The sequence below is a fragment of the Halodesulfurarchaeum sp. HSR-GB genome (assembly GCF_031432215.1).
GTDB lineage: Archaea > Halobacteriota > Halobacteria > Halobacteriales > Halobacteriaceae > Halodesulfurarchaeum.
This window is the reverse complement of record NZ_JAVKGN010000002.1, coordinates 132,399-156,607: the sequence shown is the minus strand read 5'-3', so window position 1 is coordinate 156,607 and position 24,209 is coordinate 132,399. Positions and strand designations below refer to the sequence as shown.

Annotated in this window: 18 protein-coding genes; 3 read left to right on the top strand and 15 right to left on the bottom strand. The window is 48.9% G+C overall.

Annotation, left to right across the window (positions count from 1 at the left end):
- Nucleotides 1-74: 74 nt before the first annotated feature.
- The 6 genes from RH831_RS11270 to RH831_RS11245 form a co-directional block, all read right to left on the bottom strand.
- Nucleotides 75-986 (bottom strand): hypothetical protein, encoded by a 912-nt coding sequence (locus RH831_RS11270; protein WP_310554302.1) that lies wholly within the window; start codon nucleotides 984-986, stop codon nucleotides 75-77.
- 166 nt (nucleotides 987-1,152) lie between these two features.
- Complete coding sequence (locus RH831_RS11265) at nucleotides 1,153-1,692, bottom strand: metal-dependent hydrolase (protein ID WP_310554301.1); 540 nt, start codon at nucleotides 1,690-1,692, stop codon at nucleotides 1,153-1,155.
- Nucleotides 1,693-1,744: 52 nt separating this feature from the next.
- Nucleotides 1,745-2,311, bottom strand: a complete 567-nt coding sequence (gene rdfA / locus RH831_RS11260; protein ID WP_310554300.1) for a rod-determining factor RdfA — start codon at nucleotides 2,309-2,311, stop codon at nucleotides 1,745-1,747.
- A 5-nt stretch (nucleotides 2,312-2,316) separates the two neighbouring features.
- Nucleotides 2,317-4,221, bottom strand: a complete 1,905-nt coding sequence (locus RH831_RS11255; RefSeq protein ID WP_310554299.1) for an archaea-specific SMC-related protein — start codon at nucleotides 4,219-4,221, stop codon at nucleotides 2,317-2,319.
- Between the two features lie 126 nt (nucleotides 4,222-4,347).
- The gene (locus RH831_RS11250; protein ID WP_310554298.1) at nucleotides 4,348-4,854 is read right to left on the bottom strand and encodes a hypothetical protein; all 507 of its coding nucleotides are present in this window, start codon (nucleotides 4,852-4,854) and stop codon (nucleotides 4,348-4,350) included.
- Nucleotides 4,855-4,902: 48 nt separating this feature from the next.
- Nucleotides 4,903-5,427: a response regulator gene (locus RH831_RS11245; protein ID WP_310554297.1), complete on the bottom strand. Its 525-nt coding sequence runs from the start codon at nucleotides 5,425-5,427 to the stop codon at nucleotides 4,903-4,905.
- A gap of 135 nt (nucleotides 5,428-5,562) precedes the next feature.
- Here RH831_RS11245 and RH831_RS11240 point away from each other — a divergent pair, with 135 nt between their 5' ends.
- A complete protein-coding gene (locus tag RH831_RS11240) occupies nucleotides 5,563-6,186 on the top strand; it encodes a thioredoxin domain-containing protein (RefSeq protein WP_310554296.1) in 624 nt (207 codons plus the stop codon).
- Between the two features lie 21 nt (nucleotides 6,187-6,207).
- Here RH831_RS11240 and RH831_RS11235 read toward each other — a convergent pair whose 3' ends face one another.
- Nucleotides 6,208-7,467, bottom strand: a complete 1,260-nt coding sequence (locus tag RH831_RS11235; protein ID WP_310554295.1) for a tyrosine-type recombinase/integrase — start codon at nucleotides 7,465-7,467, stop codon at nucleotides 6,208-6,210.
- Nucleotides 7,468-8,311: 844 nt separating this feature from the next.
- Between RH831_RS11235 and RH831_RS11230 the strand changes: the two genes are divergently transcribed.
- Both RH831_RS11230 and RH831_RS11225 read left to right on the top strand, forming a co-directional pair.
- Nucleotides 8,312-8,950 (top strand): hypothetical protein, encoded by a 639-nt coding sequence (locus RH831_RS11230; RefSeq protein ID WP_310554294.1) that lies wholly within the window; start codon nucleotides 8,312-8,314, stop codon nucleotides 8,948-8,950.
- 719 nt (nucleotides 8,951-9,669) lie between these two features.
- A complete protein-coding gene (locus RH831_RS11225; protein ID WP_310554293.1) occupies nucleotides 9,670-11,076 on the top strand; it encodes a type I restriction enzyme HsdR N-terminal domain-containing protein in 1,407 nt (468 codons plus the stop codon).
- Nucleotides 11,077-11,456: 380 nt separating this feature from the next.
- Here the strand turns inward: RH831_RS11225 and RH831_RS11220 are convergent, their stop codons facing one another.
- The 8 genes from RH831_RS11220 to RH831_RS11185 all read right to left on the bottom strand — a co-directional run bounded on the left by RH831_RS11220 (nucleotide 11,457) and on the right by RH831_RS11185 (nucleotide 24,170).
- Complete coding sequence (locus RH831_RS11220; RefSeq protein WP_310554292.1) at nucleotides 11,457-14,447, bottom strand: type I restriction endonuclease subunit R; 2,991 nt, start codon at nucleotides 14,445-14,447, stop codon at nucleotides 11,457-11,459.
- Nucleotides 14,448-14,453: 6 nt separating this feature from the next.
- On the bottom strand, nucleotides 14,454-15,761 hold the full coding sequence (locus RH831_RS11215) for a restriction endonuclease subunit S (RefSeq protein WP_310554291.1): 1,308 nt from the start codon (nucleotides 15,759-15,761) through the stop codon (nucleotides 14,454-14,456).
- Nucleotides 15,758-17,332, bottom strand: coding sequence for a class I SAM-dependent DNA methyltransferase (locus tag RH831_RS11210; protein ID WP_310554290.1), 1,575 nt, complete (start codon nucleotides 17,330-17,332; stop codon nucleotides 15,758-15,760). Before RH831_RS11210 ends, RH831_RS11215 begins: the two co-directional genes overlap by 4 nt.
- A gap of 51 nt (nucleotides 17,333-17,383) precedes the next feature.
- Nucleotides 17,384-17,920, bottom strand: coding sequence for a hypothetical protein (locus RH831_RS11205; protein ID WP_310554289.1), 537 nt, complete (start codon nucleotides 17,918-17,920; stop codon nucleotides 17,384-17,386).
- Between the two features lie 289 nt (nucleotides 17,921-18,209).
- Nucleotides 18,210-19,829, bottom strand: coding sequence for a hypothetical protein (locus RH831_RS11200; RefSeq protein WP_310554288.1), 1,620 nt, complete (start codon nucleotides 19,827-19,829; stop codon nucleotides 18,210-18,212).
- Nucleotides 19,830-21,361: 1,532 nt separating this feature from the next.
- Nucleotides 21,362-21,784 carry a hypothetical protein gene (locus RH831_RS11195; RefSeq protein WP_310554287.1) on the bottom strand — a complete coding sequence of 141 codons (423 nt, stop codon included), beginning with the start codon at nucleotides 21,782-21,784 and terminating at the stop codon, nucleotides 21,362-21,364.
- A complete protein-coding gene (locus RH831_RS11190; protein ID WP_310554286.1) occupies nucleotides 21,781-23,925 on the bottom strand; it encodes an Eco57I restriction-modification methylase domain-containing protein in 2,145 nt (714 codons plus the stop codon). Before RH831_RS11190 ends, RH831_RS11195 begins: the two co-directional genes overlap by 4 nt.
- Nucleotides 23,922-24,170: a hypothetical protein gene (locus RH831_RS11185; protein WP_310554285.1), complete on the bottom strand. Its 249-nt coding sequence runs from the start codon at nucleotides 24,168-24,170 to the stop codon at nucleotides 23,922-23,924. The genes RH831_RS11190 and RH831_RS11185 overlap by 4 nt, the downstream gene beginning before the upstream one ends.
- Between the last annotated feature and the right edge of the window lie 39 nt (nucleotides 24,171-24,209).

Sequence of the window (24,209 nt, the reverse complement as noted above, 5' to 3'; positions counted from 1 at the left end):
GAATTACCGCTTATTACCCGAGAATTGGAAGAGACGTACTTAGTTTTTTGTGCTTCACTAAGCCGGCCACGTCTTCACGTTAGTGTGGACGATTCTTCGGGACGGTCGTGCTCGCGAGGAGGCTTCTCCTCGCGGGCGGCACCCGGCGGGCCGTTCGTGGGGCCGGCATTCTGGTGCTCCGGATCCGGGCCCAACTGATAGTTCCCACACTCTGCACACTCCCAAACGGGAGCCGGTTCGAGATCGTTACCCTTGTCGACGTCGGGAGAACCGTCGCAACCGACGAACTGGTGAGGGGTAGATTCCTCACAGTAGCCACACTCCTGGACGCGCTCGTAGACCTTCCCATCCTGCTCATAGAGGCCGGCGTGAGCGGAGCCCAAGATGAGCCATTGAGGGTTTTCCTCGGCCAGATAGGTTTCGAGCCGGTCGCGATCGACGATCGGGTTGCCGTATTCGGTGAATAGGTGAGGCCTCGACTCTCGAGTTCCCCAATCGGTCGCATCGATGAGAAGGTCGAGGACCTCGTTATCGCCTTCGCCGATCGGGATTGCGGTCGTCGTGTTATCTGCGTTCCCGATAGGGTCCACCGGAGGGGCGGTAACGTCATCGAAAAGGTCAATTTTCGGCTTCCGATATCCAATCTTGGAGGTCCTGGACTCGGAGACGGATTTGACATTGTTCACCGCAATCTGAGCAAACCTTCTCGCGAGATCCCTGACAGGGGCGTCAACGAGGACCCCCACGCCCCAGTAATCCGGATTCGAGACCGTTACATCAGGGTGAGTGCGGCTCGAGCTGGAAGCATTGCTGTCACTCGAGGAGGCGTTGCTGGGCTCGTGACCGCAGTAGGGGCAGGCCTCACGCACGCGAGGGAACGTCTCCCCGCAAGTGGGACAAGTGATCGTCTGGTAGTCGTCATCGGTGACGCGGTCCTCGGGCCCGCGAGCATCAGATCCAAATTCATCGAGATTCCGGTCGACCATTGCTACATCTAAACCTTGAGCGTCTTCAGTTAAAAACCGTCGGACGGGATGGGTGAGAATTGAGGGGTTGCGTTGGCCTTATGTAACTAAAGCCGGTGAGGTATCGCCTCAAATGGCACATAAGGATTGACTGGTTGTGAATGGCAGTTACGATCAAAAGGGAGTTTCAATTGAAAACGAAGACACCCGCAGTGGCGACTACCCCGAGTACGAAGAAGATGGAGTTCCACATCATCGAATCGGCCTTCGCGATACCGAGCTGGACCGATGCTTCTGTGAGAGGGAAGAGTGGCTTGATATCCATGCCAAAATAGGCCGAGCCCACGGTGAGAATGTCTCCGACGATATGGCTCAGATACCCGAAAAGGATGGCCAGAGCCGTCAAACCTGCAAATAGAATAGGGCCGATACTGACAAGCGTGTCTATTCCTGGAATCGGGATCGGTGGACTCGAGGCCATCTTCGTCGAAAGGAAGAACCCGCCGATTCCACCAAGGCCGGCCACAACCAAAGCGGCCCAGACAGTATGGGAGAAACCGCGATGGGAAAGTCCTGGAATCTGTTGATCGCGATCGGGAAGATCACTGGCACTCACTCCGAGGGCAAGCGTCCCGATTCCGATTTCAATTCCATAGACCGTCGCGACGATGAAGGCAAGCGGTGTCACAAAAAGCAAGGCTATCCCTACGTGACCACTCCGGTGCATGTAATAGAAAATACGGCGCCATCGAATAAAAACCCCAACCCCCCGGCGAGGGTTATTCCTCTTCTAATTCCTCCTGCAGATCGGCGAAGTGGTCCTGAAGGCGTACCGATTCGCCCGTATTCGAGTTAATCAAGCGGACGTCAGTATGCAATTCCCATTGATCGTAATCGAATCCTCGAACCTTGGCCAGGTGGCGGTTCATGAGCGATTCCTGGTAATCAACCAAGCCGTTGATTTTGGAAAGGGCTTCTTCGGGCTCTTTGTCCTCGACATTCCGGGAGGTGTCGATATCGAGGACCTTGTTGAGATAAGATTTGACTGCAAGGTGGCCAACCCAATTGTCTTTCAGTACGTCGATGTCGATGCCGTGATTCTGGATGCGTTTTTTCAGTCCGACCTCAGTCTGCTTGGCTACATCCTCGGGGTGGTTATACACCCGATAGACGATTTCACTCTCGAAGGGCTCACCTTCGAGGAACTGGCGGGTGATCTCAATATTGATGTAATCGGCCACATCACGTAGAGAATCGTCCTCGATAACGTAGGCTTCCCGAAGCTCTGCATCAAGACCCGGGATCTGATATTTTTCCTTCAACCGTTGCAATTTGAGTTGGGGCATTGTTTTTAACTAAACGCTGGGGCCCCTATAGTTTGATGGCGGATCGATTCTGCATCCTCGGGGAGAAGGGCCACTACGAGATACGTGGCGAAATCACCGATATGGTCTAAGGCTTTCTCTAACCGTTCGGCGTCAATCGCCTCGACGGAATCGAAAAGGATGATCGGGATTTCCTCAGCCACGTCGTGAACAAGGTAGCCTGAAAGGGCCGTTGTGATGCCGATCACTTCACGCTCGGATTCTGAAAGCGTGTCGACGGTGTCTTCGTAAGCCGATCCATCCTCTGCTTCGCGAACGATGTGGAGTTCGAATTCGGAGTCCTCTGACGTCTCCGGAACAAGCCGTTCGAGCCATACGCGGGTGATGTTCTCGTACTCGAGGAGGCCGAGTAGTTCGTCCATTTGGGAATTGAACTTCTCGATAATATCCCGTTCAATCCGATCGATCCGGCCACGGGCTTCCTCAAGCCGCTCTTTCGTTTCAGTAATCTGGGCTTCGACGTCTTCTTTCTGACTGATTTGTTCTTCAAGGGCCTCGATCGTCGATTCAGTACGTTCGAGTTTTGTTTCAATTCGGCCCCTGTCGTGTTCTAATTCACTAAGTCGCTCATAGGCATCTGGAAGGTCGCTGTCTCGCAGTTCTTCTGTTTCGGCAACTTTGGTTTGTAGCTCATCAACCTCATCCCGGAGCGTATCGGCTTTCGATTCAAGGTCTTCAAGGGACCGCTTCTCGGATTCAATTGCGGCTTCTGTATCGTCTAGTTCGTTTTGAAGCCGATCCCGTTTGTTCCGTTTTTCGCGGATTTCAGCCGATTCGTCCTCGACTTGTTCTAAGGTGCTTTGTAGTTCCTGGAGCTCGGCATTCTTCTGCTTCCGAAGTTCAACGAGCGTATCGATCCGGGAATCGATGGCGGATCGGTCCACTTCACTCCCACACGTCCAACATTCGACCGTCTCACCGCTTGGATCTAGGGACTCTGTGACGGTTCCAGAATCCATCCAGACAGACATCTGGCCTTCGTCAAGGACGGACCTGTTGTGAGTGATGATGTCGCTGAGTTCTGCAATCGCGTTTTGAATCGTGTTGATCTGGGACTTGAGAGATTCCCGTTCGTCCTTGAGTTCTTCTTCGCGATTCTCTGGGACAGATAGGCTATCCAATTGCTGTTTGATCGATTTGCGCTCTTCTTCGAGTGAGTCGATTGTGTCCTCGGTGTTGTCGATATCGTCTTTGACACGGCGTAGGTCTTCGCGTTTGTCCTCGAGGTTAGCGATGTGTTCTTCGGCGGCCTCGATCTCTTCGGAGGTCGCCTTGAAGTTCTCGATCTCCTGTTTGACGTCCTCGATTTCGCCGTTCACCTCCTCAAGTTGGGTTGTGAGGTCCTGCCGGTTTTGCTCTTCGCGAGAGAGCTTTTCCTGGGCCCGTTCAATATCTTCGAGTTGGGATTCGAGAGTTTTCTTCTGCTGCTTTAGCGAGCGGACCTCCTGTTTGATGCTGGCTGTATCGACATTTCGCATCAAGACCTCGCGAAGGTTTTCGCCACCATCTCGGATTGCTTTGCGAGCCGGGTTCGTCGAAAAGACCGAGACGAAGGTATCCACAACCTCAGATTCCTCAGAAAGGGGGTCGCCGCCTATACTGACGGTGCCATTTGAGCGCGTAAACGTTCTTGACGCCGTCTGATCATCGAACGTGACTGTGACTTCGCCCTCGTCGGCATCCGTTTTGAGAGTGGCTGCGGCTTCCTCAGCGCCAAGTGCTGTTGCAATCGCACTGAGGAATGATGTTCGGTTGGTGGCGTTATTTCCACTCAACACAGTCACCCCCGGCGGAATTGATGTCTCCAAGGAATTAATCCCGCCTAAATTAGTGACAGAGACGGAAAGCAGAGAGTTGTTGTTTTCGACCATATCGATATAAATTGATCTGGATAAGTAAAAGATTGGTGTTAGAAGAGACAGTATCAACCAAGGTTAATTTGGTTAGGGGGCTAGGAACCGATGTTTAGCACATCCCATTTAAGTTATGATAATAATTTAATTATTGAGTGGAGAAGTATTCAAATTTGCGACAACGGCATTGAGATCCTCGTCCCTTTTGACTGAATACCGTTCTGCTTCTTCCGGTTGCAAGTCGAAATGCTCGTAGGGCTTCCCTACACGGATTGCGCCACTCCCCGAATCAGATACACGAACGTCAGCTGCGAATGGGACGTCCTCGTCGTCATCAATCGGGATTAGGTAGAGTTTCTTTGCACCGCCACCAGAAGGTGACTGAACGCCGATCGCGACTGTATTTACACCGTCAAAGTGTTCGTACATTGCCCGCTGAGAAATGCCAATCTCGTTGTTCTTTCGGAGGGTAATATAGGCCAGGGCTTCCGACTGGGACCCACCCACCGGCACCACCTCTGCACCCTCTTCATTCAGTTTTTCAGCCCATTCGGGTGGGTCTTCCCAGAAACTCGATCGCGAAGAATCGTTGGTTGATGGTTCCGAGCCTTGCGTTGGATCGTTATCGCCGCCGTCGTTGGGGGGATTCATGGTTTGGATTCTGTAGTTGTCCTACTTAACTTGCAGTTTCTACGATTGTCAGACAACGCCGATTTGTTGCAATATTCCTACTTCCTGTGGGAGTTGGTCGATCCCCTTACGATATGTCTGGAGGGTTGAGCGCAGTTCAGTTGTCTCGGATTTCGAGATTGTATTTGTGGTTTCGTTGATGACGGCTTGCTGCCGGAGAACTTTTGCGTAGTCTCGATATGGATCGTCGAGAGAGACCAGTGTTTTAAAAAAAAACTTGAGGGTCGTGAGGAGGTCGCTTTTCCCGATCGGCTTAACGAGATAATCGTCAAATCCCGTTTCAAGGATATCGCCATCAGGTTCCCCACCTGAAACAAATGCAATCGGGATATACGGATCGAGAGCCCTGATCTCTGTGGCTAGATCGGACCCATTCATGGTGACCAAATCCCGGTCGAGCAAAGCCGCATCGATTGACGGTGATATTTTTTCAAGGGCGGTTTTTCCTGTGGTTGCAGTAACGGTGTTATAATCGTCTGTAAGCCACAAGTCGAACAAATCAACGAGCCCTGGTTCGTCGTCGACGATAAGCACACGGTTAACTGGGGATGGACTCATGCCATCAATTTGCATCAATGTAGAGGGGTGTAATCAAGGTTCGGGGATCGTAACACTCCGGGGGACCATTTCTTCCGTTGGTTTAAATGATAAAACGGGCAATGTTCAGATATGGATCTAAGTCGGCGACAGCTAATTGCGTTGGGGAGCGGCATTGTCGTAACTGGTGGGATTGGGTATAGTTTATTCAATAACGACGCTCCTTGCGATGATTCCAGGGAGTCAGGTCCGATTACGATCGGGCAGGAGGACGCGCCTACCGTGCGTGTGTTTTCAGACTATGCCTGCCCTCATTGCAAGAGTTTTGTAAAAGAAGTAGGCCCTTCACTCAAATCGGCAGCTGAGAACGGAGATATCTTCTATCGGCACTTCGATTTCCCATTACCTGTCGATGATCGTTGGTCGCGAGCGATTCCAAACGTTGGTCGGTATGTGTATGAAATGGCGGGCCCTGTCGCGTTTTCCAAGTTTGAATCAGACGTATACGATTACCAGGGCGACTATTCCGAACAGGCGGTGATCGATACCGCTCTCGACGTGCTGGGGTCTGCATCAGAATCGGATGTGAGGAGCGTGCTTGAGGAAAGGTCATATTGCGAAGAGATCGATCAAGAGATTGCTACCGGGGAAGATCACGGAGTCGAAGGGACACCAATGGTAATGGTGGGATCCGACTGGACCTACGTTGAAAAGCCGAGTTTCGAGAATATCATGGCCGCTATTTCGGACCGCTGAAAGGTGTTGAGGGGGAATTAGTCATCCTCTTTCGAATGCCGCTTTCAGTTCGGATCGCATCGCTTGCCGTCTGAGTTTGCGTTTCCGCTCCTCGCTCAAGTAGTGGGACGTGATCACGTCGGTACTCGTGCTCCCCTGGTCCTCTTTGAATTCGTCGACGATCTCGAGGAGCCGGCCTTGGGCGCTCGTGTAGGCCTCGTACCAGTATCGACGGGCCATCTTGGGCGTGGGCGTCTCGCCGTCCATATCGACGTCTGCGGCGTTCGCGAGGCGCGTGAATCGATTACGAATCGTGTCGGGGCTCACATGGCCCGAGGAGGAACTACTGCTTGGGAACAAAAAGCCGTTCCAATCCTTATCCCCGTTCTCTACTAGTTGATCGAGTCGATCGGCCAACGGATCGAGCCCGTAAATCAGGGAAACCGACCCCGGCCCGTTCTTCCTGGATTCGAATTCGATTCGTGGATCTTCATCGAGGATGATCTGATTGGATTTGAGGCGTGCCACTTCCCCTGTTCGGAGGCCCCACGCAGCGAGAGCGGCAACCATCACCCGTTCGGAAGACGTAGACGCAGCGCCGTAAAGGCCGGCCACCTGATCGGGTTGTAGGGGAATCGGATCTGATGGCGAAGATTCCCAGCCAAATTCGTCCAGAACCGCAGTTGTCGGGTCGAATTCTGCTTTTCCTCTCCGTTCAAGCCAGCTGTAGAACTGCTGAACCCGGCTGAGATACTTGCGTTTCGTCCGATCGCTCCCGAGCTCGTCTTCGAGGCGATAGAAAACGGCCATAACCCGGTCCTGCTCCCCACCCTCTGCACTGGGGTCAGAAAGGTTATCCAGAATATTGTCGTCGTTCACGTCGACGTAGGTTCTGAGATAGCGTTCTAACCGGGAGCGAATCGTTTCTACTGTCGCGTCGGAGCGTCTATGGGTTAATTTGGGCCGGTCCAAATAATTCTCGAGGGCCGTGCGTACCTTCTCAGGGATCGGGTCTTCGGGTGGTTCTTCCTCAAGACCGACCACGGTTTTGAGGAACTCTCCAACCGTCAGATCGTGCTTTTCGCGAAGGGCATAATCCAGACCGGGATACCGCTGAGTTAGTATAGTGGCATGTGGTTTATGAACGTCGATATCTTCGGCTCTGAGGCCCGGAGCGATGTGATCCCAATACAGATCCTCGAGTGAACCGAGGTCTTGAGCTGCCCATCTGATTTCGTTACGTGGCATGGTGGCTCTGCGGGTGGGTGTGAGTCCTGAGAATTGGGTCTGAACGATTGGCATGGCGATTCTCCGCTGACAAAGCGAAAACTGTGGGGGTGAGTGGTTCTAAGATGGTGGTTTTCATTGGATAGGCGTTTCCTATTGAGACATTGAGATTATTTAAAACTATGGAGTCCATGTAGGGACTCCGTAATTTGAGTGGTTTGGGAGTATATAATGTTCTGAAGTAATAAACCATATATCGCTATACACAATTGGGGGAAGTGAGGTAACACAGGTTTGGGAGGTGGAACACTACCAAACCTTAGTTTAACGACCTAACCGGGAATATATGCCACCCCAACGAACCGCAAGAAGGCGGCCGATCGGGTGGCTTTCAATCGGTTACACCCGAGGTTATTCGACGAAAAAATAGGCGATAATAGGGCGCAGGTTTAGAAAAACGGGGGAGAACTGGACGGCGACCCCGGCCTATTCGTGGGCGTTCGGACACCCGGCTCGGTGGGAGAGGCGCTCGGGTTTCGTGGGGACACCTTCGACGCCACAGTACTCACAGCGGACGTATAGGGTGCCGCCCTGGCTCGGTGGCTCGTAGTGGTATGAGTACCCGCTCTCCCCCTCGTCGAGGACCTCGCCCTCGTCGGTGGCTTCAATGATCCCGTTCGGTTCGGTTCCTTCTTAGGTTTCGGTTTCGTGGGTTTGCATGGTCTTTCGCTCCCGAAAGACCGGCTCGGGTGTTCCAAACACGCGGGCATTTCAACACGCCCCGAGGAGCCCGTTGTTCTTGCCTATATATACAAAGGCAAAGGTGATAAGCCGGGCAATAAGGTTTAATACCGGAGTTTACACACAAGGCGACCTTTCAACGGCAAAGGTTTTGCCCTTGTGTGTTCAGGTTGTATGCATGGGACGCAACCGAAACGGTCAAGGCCGGTATAGTGACCGGATCCCGGCGGAGGAGATTCTCCAGGCGTTCACCGATCGCGAGGACCGGGCCCGCCCCCTCACGGCTGGCGACATCGTCGACGAGCTCGGGATCGCGAGGCGAACGGCACACAATAAGCTAAACATCCTCGTCGAACGCGAGGAGCTCGAAACCCGCAAGGTTGGGGCAAGGGGCCGGGTTTGGTGGGTCCCAATTGACGTCGACGACAGCAGCCGAGAGCGGCGCGAGGAGCCGGTCGACCGAACGCCCAGCCGATCGGACCCGGAACCAACGGCAGAGACACCTCGCGACAGCACGCCGGACAATCGGGACGCTCCCGAGAAGATCGCCGACGTCGTCGAAAAGGTCGCCGAAGGGTGGGACGACCCCCCCGATCGCCTTGAGGACCGAAAGGCGGCGGCTCGGGCGGTTCTGGAGTACGCCGAGAAGCACGGGACGGTGTCGAAACAAGAAGCCAAAAAGGAGCTATACCCCAAGTACCCGGTCAAGAACCAAAACCCAAGAACATGGTATCGCAAGAACGTCCGGCCGGTCCTCAACGAGGCGGCCGAGTACGACAAAAGCGCTCGAGGCTATCGGATCGGCATTGAGGAGTAGAACCATAACCGGAAGGGACACCTCGGCGGTGCACTCGTCGGCTACGCCCCAATCTTGACCGTCGTCGGCCTCGGGTTTGAATCGACGGGCGCCGGCGCCGTGATCCTCGCGCTGGCCCTTTCCATGCTCCCGGACTACGACTAGGTTCTCCCGTTCGTATCCCACCGTGCGGCGACGCTCGACCTCGGGACTACGGACGCGGCTCGGGAATGAGAACGCCGGTCCTTAGGGAACCTACGATAGCTGACCTTAACGGCCAAGGCGGGGATATATGATGCTGGTATGTAGAAGTCTAACCAATGAAAATACGTGAATACCTCGCAGGAGCCGGATTTGAATCCAGTTGAAGGGTGCTGGAATCAACTCAATTCGTGGTTCAACTACCGCCTCATCAAAAGCCTTGACGAACTCAAAGAGATGTTGAAAGCCTCCTTTCAGACCATATCTCCTCCCGAAATCTCGAATTATCTATGTCCGTGACTATAATGACTGGTTCAGATTAGGAAAGCAGGTATCGGTATATGGGTTCAACTTATTTGTTTTGTTAAAGTTCACAATCAAATTATATTCAGTCGAATTAGCTGATGAACCAATCCCCGGCGGGTTGGTTGGGGTCCATGTAGTTTCCTAGCACTCTCATGTACAATACAAAGGGTATAGTAACCGATTGCGTCGTCCCCATGGATTAATATGATTTCGAGGTCACCTTACCAGATAACATGGATATCGAGGCCGTTCAAGATTTTGTAGACCAGTCGGAGACTATACTTGACTCGTCACCGCAAATGGATGAGGCCAATACAAAGGCCGCTATTCTACGTAATTTCCTTGAACTGCTCGGCTGGGACATCCCAATGAATACTCAATTGGAGTTTTCTATCGATGCATTCAGACAAACTTACAAAGTCGATTATGCTCTCGTATTGGATGCAGCCCCGGTTGCATTTATGGAAGCAAAAGGAGCCGATACAACCCTTACAGAAAGTCATGAAAACCAGATCGATTCCTACATGACGAATGCTAACGTGAATTATGGAATCCTCACCAACGGGAAAGAATACAGATTCTTCCAACGACGAGTGAATTCCTCAGACGTTTCTGTATCGAGGGTTGGGAAAACGCAGTTAGAAGAGCTACCTAAAAAACTGCCAGTCCTTCGGGCGTTCACAAAAGAAGCCATCGAATCCGGCGACTCCAAAGATTACCTGGAGAAGATTAACAAACTGCGTGAAGCCCGTTATACGCTTGAAACCGAAAAAGACGAAATATCTGTATCAATCAATGAATTGTTGACGGACTGGGTTTCTGAAGCAATCTCTTCCATGGCAGAACCACAGGCCAAAGAAATGATTGACCGACTCATTGAAGATATTGACAATGAAATTGATTCGGGTCGGGAGGGTGAGCATCGACCGGATGATGAGGTCAAGACCGATGTTCCAGCTCGCGAAAACAAGATTGCAGGAAAAATTACTCGGTCCGAAATTGCTGGAGATGAAAATGCAAAGGTAGCGGTGTTCCCGGTGAAGAAGTCAGGCTTGACCTTTCTGAAAGAGAATAATGCATGGGGATATGTGCGAGTTGGCAGCCGGTTTGATTACGTCGCAATGTACGTTACCCGAGAAGAAAAACAGGTCAAATACTTCGCCAAGGTTGAGGATGTCGTTGACCCTCACGAAGCGGACTTACAACGCGATCCATTGGAATATGTTGACCGGTCGAGTATAGCAGAAGACAAAATGGTCGTCACCTTTGAACCAGGTTCACTTTACGAACTTGAAGATCCAATTCCCTACGAGTCAAAGTATCCACAGAGTTTACGTTATACCACGCTTGGCAAACTGAAACAGGCCGAAACAACCGACGATCTATTCGATAGTTCATCCACTCCGGAACCGACCGTCGATGAGGAGATAGTTATGAAAGCAGTAAAGGAAAACCCAGGAAGTTCCTTGCGGGCGATTCATCGGGCAGTCGGGCAAAATGAGGGGACTGCAATCGGTTGGATCGATGAATGGGGTGATGAACGAGAGAATGTCCAATCCGCGCTTCAGAATCTCCGGAGTCAGGAGAAAGTCCGTTTGGAAAACCGTTCTTGGTATCCAACGGACGAGATAGAGAACTAGTCAATTGAAAAAGGGTTCATATATGAAAGTGTTCGAACCAGGTGACAAAGTACGGATTGATATACCCGATCAGCGAGATCCAGATTTCGATAGATACCATGGCCGTTTTGGGAAAGTAACTGAAATCATCGAAGACGACGCCGACCTAGAAACGGGTGACGAACGAGACGGTTACTTGTACGAAATTAAGTTGGAGAAAGGGGAAAGTAATCACTTTCGGTGGCGTGATCTACGCCCTGTAAGTGAGTGAAAACTTAAGTTTTTAATCAAATTCATGGGTTTATATAATGTGAAAAATTTTTAAAAATTAAACCGAGCCGGATTTTACTAAACTAGTTTTAATTCAGAAATTAAGTTCAGTGCCCTATTTATTCAGGACTTTATGCTGCGGCTCCTCCATAGAAAGCTTCGGCTTGGGCCACAATAGGATCAACCAATTCTTCATGCTTGTATAGACTGAGACCGTTATTCCGGAGAACAGCCTTTACTTCTGTCTTGATCTCGGCTCGGATTTTTTCTCGGTTGGTCCAGTCAACCTCGGTGCTATCCTTCAGATTCTGCTTTAGTTCCCTGGCAACGTTCTTCAGGGTCTCTTCTTTAATTTCGACATCCGTATTTGCAGAGATGGCATCGTAGAAGGCTAATTCTTCATCGGTCAGGTTCAGGTGATCTTGTCGATCATCCGTTTCCTGTATTTCTTCAGCGTATCCCTTGAGCTCCTCGATGACATCTTGCGTAGAAAGGAAATCGTTATTGTAATCCTCGATGGTTTCCTCTAATTCCTCCTCGAACGATTCGTACTTAGCCAAGTTGCCTTTCTTCCGCGTAGAAATTTCGTTCCGAATCAATTGCTCAAGCATCTTCACCTGCAAATTCTCAAACTGAACCTCCTCAACATTGGACATAAACTTGTCCCCGAGTATTGGCTTTTCCTCTTCCCATGTATCAAACCCAGAAAGTTCAACCATATCCTCAATACCGACACCGTCTGCAACTAGTTCCTTCATTGCAGAATCAAGCTCTTCCACGTCTTCGTCGCCCACAGGGCCCTCCATTTTTTTGATACTATCAAGAACACCCTCGAAGAACACCATATCCTGCCGGATTTCATTAGAGGCTGGATGCGGAGAAACAAGCGAGAACGCCTTCTTCAACTCCTTCATCGCTTCCTTGAACTTCTGCTCACGCTCCTCAGTAACTAAAACCTCATTCTGGGCCTTGTGAATCAAGCGTTGGCGTTCTAATTGTTCTAGGCTAGGCCAGTCACTGTAGTCGACTTGGCCGAAGAAACTGGCCACTTTTTCGTGCTTCTGATGCATAACCTCAACCGCTTCATCAAGGTCTAGCATCGCGGTCTCCTGGATCTCGGTCGTGTACTTGTCCAGAGCCTGCTTCAAGTTCTCAGCAATACCCATGTAGTCAACGATCAGGCCGCCGGGCTTGTCCTTGTAAACCCGGTTGACCCTGCCGATTGCCTGAAGCAGATTATGATTCTTCATCGGCTTATCCATATACATTGTATGAAGATGAGGGACATCGAAGCCGGTCAACCATTTATCGCAGACAACAGCCAGTTTGAGCGGATCATCCTCATCTTTGAACCTGCGCTTCAACTTCTCATTGTCCTCAGGATCGTCGATGTAGTCTTCCGAACCAGAGATAACGACTTCTACTTCCGGGGCTTTGGGAATTTCCTCGATGGCCTCTTTGTAATTTACCGCTGCCTCTCGGCTAATAGTGACGACCATCCCTTTACCCTCAAGCTCCCTATTGTTAAAGTGTTCAACAATGTCTTCCGCGATCTGCCGGGTACGTTCATCACTGTTCTCGATGATTCTGCGGAGACTGGTCCACCTCTTAGTCATCTCGTCCTTCAAGTCATCCGACTTCGACTCCATCAACTCCTGAAAATGCTCACCGATCCGAGGATCGTTGATTTGAAGTTTAGCAAGTCGGCTTTCGTAATATATTGGAACTGTTGAACCGTCTTTTTGCGACTGATCAATAGTATACTGGCTGATGTAGCCCCCAAATGTGTTTGTCGTTGAACGGTCCTCTTTTTCGATAGGCGTAGCCGTAAATCCCAGGTAAGAGGCGTTAGGTAAAGCTCTCCGAACGTTAGCTGCCAACTCTTTGTACTGGGTTCGGTGTGCCTCATCCGCAACGACAATCATGTTCTGACGATCATTCACTTCAGGATAGATCGCTTCATTATCTGTGGTTTGGAATTTCTGAACTGTAGCAAAGACGATACCTCCTGACTCCCGATCTAGACGTTCCCGTAACTCAATCCGGTTATCATCATCCGCCCACTCCGCCGGCAAACCATGCTTCTGGAACTCCTTGAATAGCTGCTCGTCAAGATCGTTGCGGTCAGTCAGGAAAACAAGAGTCGGATTCCGTGCTTCCTTTGTCTGCCGGATCTTATGCGCATAGAAAACCATTGACAAGGATTTACCAGAGCCCTGAGTATGCCAAACAACACCGATCCGATTATCATCCGGGTTTGGAACGGTTACCTTGCTATTCTCTACAGCGTTGTTAACTGCGTAAAACTGGTGGTAAGCAGCTAGCTTCTTACTCAAATCACCGCCTTCATCCGAGTACAAAACAAAATTTCTGATAAGATCTAGAACTCTCTCCGGATGGAAAGCACCTCTAATCAAAACCTCTGACGGAGGATACTCCCCCGTCATATCCTCTTCGTTATCGATGTATCTCCACGGGGAGAACCACTCCCAGCCAGCACTAAGACAACCGAGTCTGGCGTTACTCAGATCCATTATCCCGATTAGCTCGTTGTAATGGAAGAGGTCGGGAATATCGTTGATGTAACGGTCTGTAACCTGCTTGTACGCCTTCCCGATTGTAGCGTTCGGGTCGGTCGGATTCTTCATCTCCAGAACGCCGATAGGCAACCCGTTGATGAAGACGATGATATCAGGACGCCTCTTAGGTTTATCACCGAATTGGATGGTAACTTGGTTTGAAACCAAGAAATCGTTATTCTCCGGATTCTCAAAGTCAATTACGTCTACGAAGTCGCCTCTCCGCTCACCATCCACTTTGTATTCGACCTGAATGCCGTTGGTCAAGTTTTCGTGGAAGTTCTTATTATTCTTTAGGAGGCGAGTAGAGTTGTAGCCGAGCAGTTGGGAGATGGCATCTTCGATAGTTTCGTCCGGTAGAGATGGATTGAACTCGCGGAGTTTCTCCTCAAGACGGTCTCGAAGCACTACATCAGATGGAGAATCTCGTTCCGGATTTTCGCTGTTTGGCCCCAATTCAGTACCAGGCTTGTATTCATATCCGAGGTTCTGGAAAGCTTGTATTGCCGGTTTTTCCGACAACTCCATCTCATTCAATGACATAACCAATCAAACCCCACTATCAACCTCTAAACCATCAAGACTAATGTCATTAACCCTGACTTCTCCCGTCAGTAGTTGTGGAAGCAAAGTATTTCTGAGGTCGGTGAGATTGTCGTTTTCTTGTCGAATGTTTTCCTTTACCTCGAATATCGGTCGTGCTACATCAACAAACCTTTTTAAATCCTCTTCTGGGGGGATTGGAATATACACATCTAAACCAATCTTAGACGAAAAGCTGAGAACTGTAGTGCCAGAAGCGAAGCTTTCGGCTTTAGGTTTGAAATAACGGGATAAGAAATAGTAGTAGAGGTATTCCTTAGGTAAATCCACTTCCCTAATTGCATACAAGTGATGTGAAAACAGGAGTGGTTCCTGATCTAAATTTGGAACAATCACTGGTGAGCCTAGAATGTCTTGATCCTGTGTCATGTCGGTATGTGAAATCACTAAGTCCCCTGGCTCCACTAAATATCGATCTTTAGGCACACCCTCACAATACTTGATTTTTTCTGGACGATATCCGCCACCTGGGCTTATATTACCCAGATTTACCATTGGATAACCCTCTAAAACATCCTTATCAGATTCTTCGTCAATAAGTTCGTCACCACTATACGAATAGCCTCTCTGGAAAGATAGAACATCCTCTAGTAAATTCACCTCAAAACTGTCGGGGACCTTACCAATTTCAGAATCCTTGAAATTCGCGTAGGGTTCAAATTCAACAAACCATGACCTAAACAAAATTTGAGCCATCTCCTCAATAATATCATTGATTTGATTGTTGACTTCTATCTTGTCATCAATCCTGTTTAATATATATGCGATATTGTTTCTCTCTTTTAACGGCGGATATGGAATCTCTAAATTTTGAAGATCGGACTTAGTTATGGAATTAAAAGTCGTTCCATCAGCATACTGTGACCACATATCCTCGAAGTACTTTAAGAAGTAATATAGATAATCATTTGGACCCTCATACATTTTGAGGGCGGTCACTCCCCTTCCGATACAAATCTTTTCCGGAGCTATATTTACAGGCCCCACAGGAGCTCGAACGCTAATCAAAACATCCCCTTCATCTGCCTGTCTCTTTGGCTTCGAACAAAACCGATCCAATTTTGGGTATTTATTTCCGAAGTTTTTACTCCCCTGAATGAAATGTGGACCATTCCCATCTTTATTGTAGTACTCTCCTTTAGGCGATTGCCCAAGATTGATGGATGCAACCTCATCAAGTTTCTTTTTTGACCATTCTGGGGGCTCACTAATAACTTTTTCATCACCATTTAATTTGCTTTGCTCGGTGGTCAAAATCCCAGCACCTCCAAGTTCTTCTTAATCTGTTTCTGTAATTCGTTTGATTTTTGGAAGTTCTCTCTGAGTTCAGCAGATAGGCTTTCCATCTTTACTTCGTAAGGTTCATCCTCACCCTTCTGTTTTTTGACACCCACATATCGACCTGGCGTGATAATGTGCCGATTTTCTTCGATATCTTCAATGTTGGCTACTTTGCAGAACCCTCTCTCGTCCTCGTATTCACCGTATCCATCTTCGCCTCTATAGGCCCTAACTTTTTCAACAATATTGTTAATATTTTCTTCTGAGAGGGTATTCTGTGTACGGTTGAGACTCTCATACTCCTCCCTGGCATCAATAAACAGGGTTTCTTCGCTTCTATCGCGATACTTATCATTGGTTTTGCCATTGCTGAATACAAATATACAGGCTGGAATACTTGTAGTGTAGAACAGTTCTTTTGGGAGGCCGATGACCATATCTAATAAGTCATCTTCAATGATACCTTCCCGAATCGCTCCTGCTTTGTTTTGAACAGACATTGCCCCATTTGCCATAACTGTAGCTGCCATCCCTGTATCGTCAAGATGGTGAATCATATGCTGGATGAAGGCGTAGTTGGCGTCATTGGATGGAGGCATCCCGTATTTGAAGCGGGGATCGTCGTCCGCTATTTGATCTGAACCCCATTCGCTCATATTGAATGGTGGATTGGTGAGAATGTAATCTGCTTTGAGCCCTTTGTGCTGGTCATTGAGAATGCTATCTCCTTGTTTAATATTTCCGTCGAGGCCTCTAAGATAGAGGTTCATCTTGGAGATCTGGAGAGTGCTTTCCTTGATCTCCTGGCCGTAGATTGAGATCTTGTCGGTGTCTCCGCCGTGGCTTTCGATAAATTTCTGGCTTTGGACGAACATTCCTCCTGACCCGCTAAATGGGTCGAAAATCCGGCCTTCATACGGTTCCAGGATTTCAACCATTAGTTCGACGACGCTCTTTGGAGTGTAGAACTCTCCTCCTTTTTGGCCGCCTTCCATTGCGAACTGCTTAATGAAGTATTCGTAGATGCGGCCGAAGATATCCTCGTCCTGGTCCCCGTTCTCCACCTCAATATCGGCAAAGAGGTTGATCAGACCTTCTAATGCGTCAGAACCGTTACTAGCAAGTGAAGATCGAGAGTATCCTTTGGGTAGAATTCCCTTCAGGCGAGGATTCTCTTTTTCGATTGCTCGCATTGCGTCATCGATTTTCTTTCCGATTTGGGGGTCGGTAGCATTGTCGACAAAGTACTGCCACCGGGCCTCTTTAGGGAGGTAGAAGACGTTCTGGCTTTTGTATTCGTCCTTATCTGTGAGAATATATTTTCGTTCATGTTCGTCTTCGGTGTAGTATCGGGAATCGGGATCACGAGTTTTCTCTTTGAGTTTCTTTTTACGGGCCTCGAAGGACTCTGACATACTCTTGAGGAAAAGTAGGCCGAGAGCGAAGTCTTTGTATTCGGAGGGATCGACCGGTCCTCGTAATTTTTCTGCGGTTTCCCAGAGTTTTTTTTCAAGTTCTTCGTTAGAATTTCCCGCGATAGCCATACACTGTAGTGTGGGCGATGATTTGATAATTGTTGTGTTGGTCTATCGGCTTTAACTCAGGCTTTGGATTTCATGTCTTAGGTGATCGGAAGATTTCTGAGCGATCCCCTTGTTGGTAGTGCCACTGATTATGGTTTTCCCACTATTGAACACCAGCATAACCGTTCCAATATCTGGAGGCCTGTAAATCACTCCTGGGAATTGTTCTGGTTCATACTCTACCTTCTCAAGGCCAAGGTGGATAGCCAAGGACCCTAACTGAATAGTGGTTTCAAAATCGTCCAAGTAGACAGCATTGTTCTGCCGAAATGAGACATCTTCCATATCTAACTCAATTTCCTGGAACGCGTCAAGAAGGCGGTCTTTGGATTCAAACAAGTCCTCCCGCGTTTGGGTACCTCTAATCTGGAAGGATCCTGTCCGGTATATCGTAAGAGCTGGACCATCTTCCTCAAAACGAATCGTCGCCATAGAATTACGATGAAAATCTGCATCAACATCAAATTCGCTGGATAAGGCCTCGACTACCGCGGAAAGATCTAGCTCTCTTCCCAATGATCCGCTACCCATTGTACTTACGATACGCATCTAACTAATATGGTAGTGAAGGCGGTATCCCTTTAGTCCACCTATCGCTTTCTTCTCATTCTCACAAGACTGTATGATTGGTGAAATATTCAGCCGAATCGATATTGCTCAAGGACAATAGGCCGGGTTTCAAAGCCGTTTTCCTGGAATATATCACCTTTGGCCCCCCATAGGAATTAATTTCAACTGTCATCAATTTGGTCGGGCTCTAAAAGGGATTTTTAATAGTGTGTTCTTAGAAATAGGTAGGAAAAACATGCGAACTGCCAACCTTCTTCGATGGACCTTATCACGGACCAACCATATCCAGGTCAAATGTTTGGTTACCCCGAACTGAATATACAAACAGTAAACAATTACCACCTCCCATTTGCAACGAAGACAATTGAATCGAGTCATGATTTCCATTCATTTCCTGCAAGGAGTCACTAATCCGTTTGTTCCTCTCCGAATCCCACCTACTACGACTTAATGGACGGATTCGTTGCTCCTCTTCATCCACACCAATAAGTAAGAGCTTTGAGTCCGACTGCAACTCTTCAGATATCTTTTCAGCTGCTTCTTCGTCGTTATCGATACTTGCCAGCCAGTCTCGTGATTTCAACTCCATAAGCCCATCCTCATCCCGGAGGATCATTCCTTCAGCAGAGAGTTCATCTTCGAAACGTTTCGTCATCTGGTCGAAGAAGTGGCTTATCGGACTTGGACTCCACTCAGATAGCGTGTGGAACATCACAGAGTAGATAATGTTAGAAAGGTGTTCCCCAGTCCGAGCTTCCTGGGTAACGCGATAGAGTTTATTTAAACTCTCCTCGTCAATATCAAGGGGATTGTAGACCTCGAAAGACCCGATTTGTAGAGGCTCTTCGACGAAGTCATTCCCCACGTGGTGCAATCGGACCGTTTCACCCGAGCGCAACTTCTTCGAAAGTTGTAGTCGCCACCCTGCTGAAAGTACAATATTCTTGTCTGCAAAAATAATCTTGAATTTAGAGTCGCTACCCTTCACTAACTTTGTTGGTCCATTTGGACCGCCAGTGGTTACCTTATCCTCGTGGTCAACCACTTTAGTTGTGTGCGGCGTCATCGACTCGGCAAGTGTTGAGTATTGATTTTTCAGTGTGTTAAGATCATAATAAAGTGCGTAGAACTGTTGTAGAAACTCGTCTACCGTATTATAGAGTCGGCGCCCCATCTTTATGTGATTTATCCGGTACTGATCGTTGGGGGTTTCAAGAATTTCTGTAAACAGATCGTAATTCTCGTTGAAGATAAACTTCTGCTCGAACTCCTTTCGGCCGAACTCGAAGCGAACCGTCGAGTCGTCTATCTCGGTGAAAATTTTGATGTCTCCTGCTTCTTCATAGGCAATCTCTTCAGGATTGAGTCCAAGGAACTCTGAAAAAGATTTTGAAACGCTACGCTCGAACTGTAAAACTTCTATACCGCTATTTATCTGACGGAATCGAGCGTATTTATCGACATTATCGGAGTCAAGTAATCTTTCGAGGACTTCGGCATCCTTGGTAATTGTCATTTCTTCCGAGTCGGTGTGACAAAGAGCGAGTGAATCATCGTAGAGTATGAGGACTGCATATTTCCCTGGTTCACGAGCACGGGTATTCATACTGTCACTGAAATCGTTAATAAGTGATGTGCAGAAAGCATCGTCGTGATCGGGATAGGCGTCCAGAAGTTTATCCACAAACATCTGTGGGTTTTCATCAATTTCAAGTTCTTCAAGTGTATGGACAGATGTCTGGCGGTCGAGACCTTCGATGACATCGTATATATTGCGGACACGTTCTGTGCTTTCAAGTGTCCAACTATTGAGCCCATCTGATTGAATCTCTTTGTAGTAGAAGTAGACGGGGTCGATATCTTCATCGACGAGGTGTTCTTGTTTCATTCCGGAAATCTTAGTGCTATGTAGATAAGGAGTTGCCAAAAAACGTCCGCCGATTTGCTATTCACTTACAAGAAAGACTGTTATCGAGTAATTCGCTTGGGTTGAAAGCTCGAACTAAGAGATTGATACGGCGTTCACAATAGCAAATTGCGCGAAGGCTTCTGTTCTGGATTTATATCCACTGCTCCGGACTGCTGTCAGAAGGGGTTAATCATGCACGCCTCGCATGGGTAAATAACGCTGATAGGCATCGGTAGCTCTGGTATCCACTTCGGACAGTAGGCTCTCCCTGTTAGGATTATGCTATCTCTCACTGGTAAACCGGAACAGGCAGTACCCATAATCGTCCCCGTCCTCGTCAAGATGGGACTTCATTTTGCCATCAATCGTGAGTTAGGTGTCTTCGGCCTTACGCTTAGTTTCGAGTAGACCATTTTCGACCTGACAACCGTTTCCCAGCGCAATACGGACACAGGCGGTTTCTGTACTTTTATGATGCGCACTACTGCATCACGACCTCAAACGACGAAGTCTACTGGCTCCTGCTGGAGAGAATAGGTACTGCTCTACTTTGTCTGAAGAATGCATCAGCATCTCACTAGCATCGATTCCGTTCGCTGATTCCGTCGAGATGGTCGAATACGTCTTCAAGCGATACGAAGTCTATAGTTTCGGGCACTGAATCCGGGCGGCTGTCGGTAGGCGCAAACAGATACAGATGGTTAGCACGGTCGCGGTACTTATTCAACCTCTCAACCCGGTCTATTGCGTTGGAAGTACTACCTCCAGTCATTTCGGCAATTAATACTGGGCCATGATTTGGGCCTATGTGACCAATAACGTCTACGTCCTTTTGTTCGTCCCCGAGAGTCGAAGTTCGTCGGAACGACGGGAACATTGACCGGAGGTACTCTTCTGCACAGACCTCAACCTGAGTGGGCGTCAAACTGGAAGCAACGTATGGGATGGGTTCACCTCGATACGCGGCTTCGACTATCTCCTCGTCAATTTGGTTCCAGTCACAAGCCGACCAATGTGGTGGGTGCAGGTCTGTGTCGAACAAAGGTGGTGCATCAGTTGGAGAGACCTAGACAGTTGTCTCTTCGTCGAATTTGACGCCTTTGAATATCCACTTGTATTCGTCTGTATCAACGTCGGCTGTTCCGTACGGCTCTACCTCTATTGGATCTCTGTAGTGCCGAGTCGGTCGCAGGAATGATGAAGACACCCTCTGCCTTGCCGATAGTGATTCGACTGAGTGGGTTGTAAAAGGTCACCGCAGTCTGGCCGTTTTCACTATCTCGCTTAACTTCCTAATTTCTCGTTGCGCCTTCGAGGTCTCCTCGCTGTAATCGTCAGGGTTGAGTGACGCGATATTGTCCCAGTGAAACATCCCGTAGCCGCGGTCGATAGCCTGTTCGTTGTAATGCTTTCTGGAGATGGGACCACTTGCGTGGTTAACCCGATAATATGGACATTATGCCTGTGTTACTTGAACGATTGGGTGGCAAAGATCAAGTAAACGCCCTACATTAGAAGAGGTCGTCAGTTCCACTCGCTTTCCGGAAATCACCGAGTTTGATGTATCGCAGCGAGTACGGCGTTCGGTTACGGTAAGGGATGGGGTCCTCAAGTTCAAATAGACTTCGTGGCTGAAACCTGATGACTTTCTTTCCGGGTTCGAACTTTTGGTAATCCTCTATAGGGCGCGCCAACTCGGCGTCTTCCGCTTCCACGATGTCCTTCACACGAGCGAAATACTGGACCGCGTTTTCGGACCCGGAAACGTACATCGCTACGAATTCTGGTTCCTGTGCTATTGTCACAAACCCCCATGCATTATTTTCGCGGAGAAATTCAATTCCATTTGGCTGCGTTGGGAACAAAGCACCTTGCGTATCGCCCGGTCCATCTATCTTAGGCCGTTCAATGGTCCCTTGCACTGCGTCAGTCATTTATCGAATACCTCCTGGAGGAGTTTATCTATTTCTAAAACTACCTCAGCAGTGCTCAATGCATCATCGCGTGCAGCCTCTCGTAACTCATCAAAAAGCGCCGCGAGTTCTCCAACCGTCTCGTTATTCAGGCCGCGAGGATCCAGAACCGGTACGCCTTCCATCTCGTTAGGTTCAATCTTGTCCATTCCCGAAGAATATGTCCGTCCAGACCTCCTGACCACCTTACTGGCGAATTCACTGTTCAGATATGCCAACAACGCCTTCAGCTGTGTTTCATCCATTTCGACATCAATATACATTCCGTGGAGATTCGACAGGTTTCTCGCATTTGTCTCGTTTCGGATGAACCTAGTACCATTCCGACTCATGTAGGTCAGAACAATCGGTGGGGGATCGCGCCGATCAACGACAAACCATGGATTTCGGTTGCGTGCAAGATAACCATCGTGAGCCTCTATCTCATCGGACATACCAAACTGGAGGTACTCTACTAAACCTGGATTTTTCACTTCCACATTTTCAGACTCATCACTAGAATATGCAGTTAGTGTTTCATTCCCTGACGCTGCATCCGGTATCGATTGACTGATTGTGTTGGCATTGAGTTCGGTGATATGATACAGCAACCAGACTTCACGGCCAGCATCACGTTCTTCCTGCCAATCCTCGTCGGTGTAATCGTAGCCCGGAACACTCCGCGAATTGCGAATGATTTTCGAGAGATATTGTTCGTCAATACCCCATTCATCAACCTCGCTCTGAGTAAGACAAAAATATTCATTCTTCCCGGTAGCTATCCCGCGATTCACCGTGGCAAGTTCTGACAGTGGCGTCAACTCGCTGGTGTCGATGTCTACCGGATCGAATAACACTGTCCACTTCTCCTCTGACTCAAGTTCGGACTGTCGGACGGCGTTCACGAACCCCCATTCTGTTTCGCCCTCTACATCACCAGTTACGGCAGCGAGCAATTCTTCTTCACTTGGATTTCCATCGACACGTACGATTCGTGTCAACTCGTTGTCGTCGGTCCCTTTCGTTTTTTCCAAGAAGCTGACGAGGCTGGTCGTCATTGCCTCCTCGAACTTTGAATCGTCGTTGCGGTCGAACAGCACCAACGCATTAATATCGAATTCGTCAAGAAGGAACTGCTTTAGCGACTCGCCATAGCTGGTTTCAAGGTATTCCGAAGGGGTGATAAACGACATCCGCCCGCCCGGCTTGAGGAACTGTGCAGCGTGGTAGTAGAAGTACGCGTACATCGGTGACAGTGCGCTAACGTCCCTTCCGAGTTCATGCTCCGCTTGGGAATTCACCCGAGACTTATATTCCTCTGAAAGTTCGTGGTGCCGCGAATACGGTGGATTCGAAATTACCGCATCTACTTCACCATCCAAATCATTTACTTCGAGTTCGAGAAAGTCACCGACGCAGAGACTGTGCGGGTTGCCGTGGTCCATCAACGTCAGCGTTGTCGCACCCATAACCAACGCCAGTTCATCCAGATCAATACCGTGAATGTCGGAAAGTGACGGTTCGTCTTTTTTCTCCTGTTTCTCTCGGTATACTGCCGCGGATAATGCACATGCGCCCATCCCTGGGTCTAACACAGTTTCGGAACCGTTTTTGATTAGCCAATCGGCCATCAAGTCAGCAATCGTCTTTGGGGTTCGGAATTGCCCCAACTTACGTCGAGATTTTTGTGGAGTGATCCCCTCAAATATCCGACCGATCTCCTCGGCGGGGTCATCGGTTAATTGCAATTGGTTGCGAGCGGCGAGGACATCGTTGAGTGCGTCCTTTTTTAGCCAAGCCACCTCGTCAAGAATGTATTCTTTGAATGCAGGGTCGCCCGTTAGTTCCTCGGCATCATTTAACGCCTGCCGTGCATCAGATCCGAGTTCTGGTAGATGGCCACGTTGGTGGTAGTGTTCGTGTAACGTGGCTTTGAGAAGTACATTGAAAACGGCTTGGCGAGCGACAATCTGAAGTGGATTGTCAAGGCGCAAAAGACCGTGTGATTTACACCATTCTTCGACGCGATCTTCTATGCTCGAATCCACAATCTGAGTCAACTGCTGATAGATTTCGTCACCAGCTGATTGGATGGTTCCTTCCAGCATGGTGGGCGCGCTCATTCGGTGTGCCCCTCCATTTCTTTCTGTTCCTCCCAATCGTCGAGAATACGATTGATTAAGTCGTCGAAGGACTCACCCATGTTTCCATGGCTTTTTAGCCGCTCGTGGGTATTTTCGCGGATTTTGATATTTTTGTAGTCCGGCATTAGTTCTTTATCGATTAGTTTGAGGAAGGCACACAATGTATCTTCCTCATCATTTGTGTTCATCGTGTGCATAGCACTATTTGTGTGCTCTATATTCATAGAATACTAAGAACACTCCTTCTACTAAAGGTTTTCCTA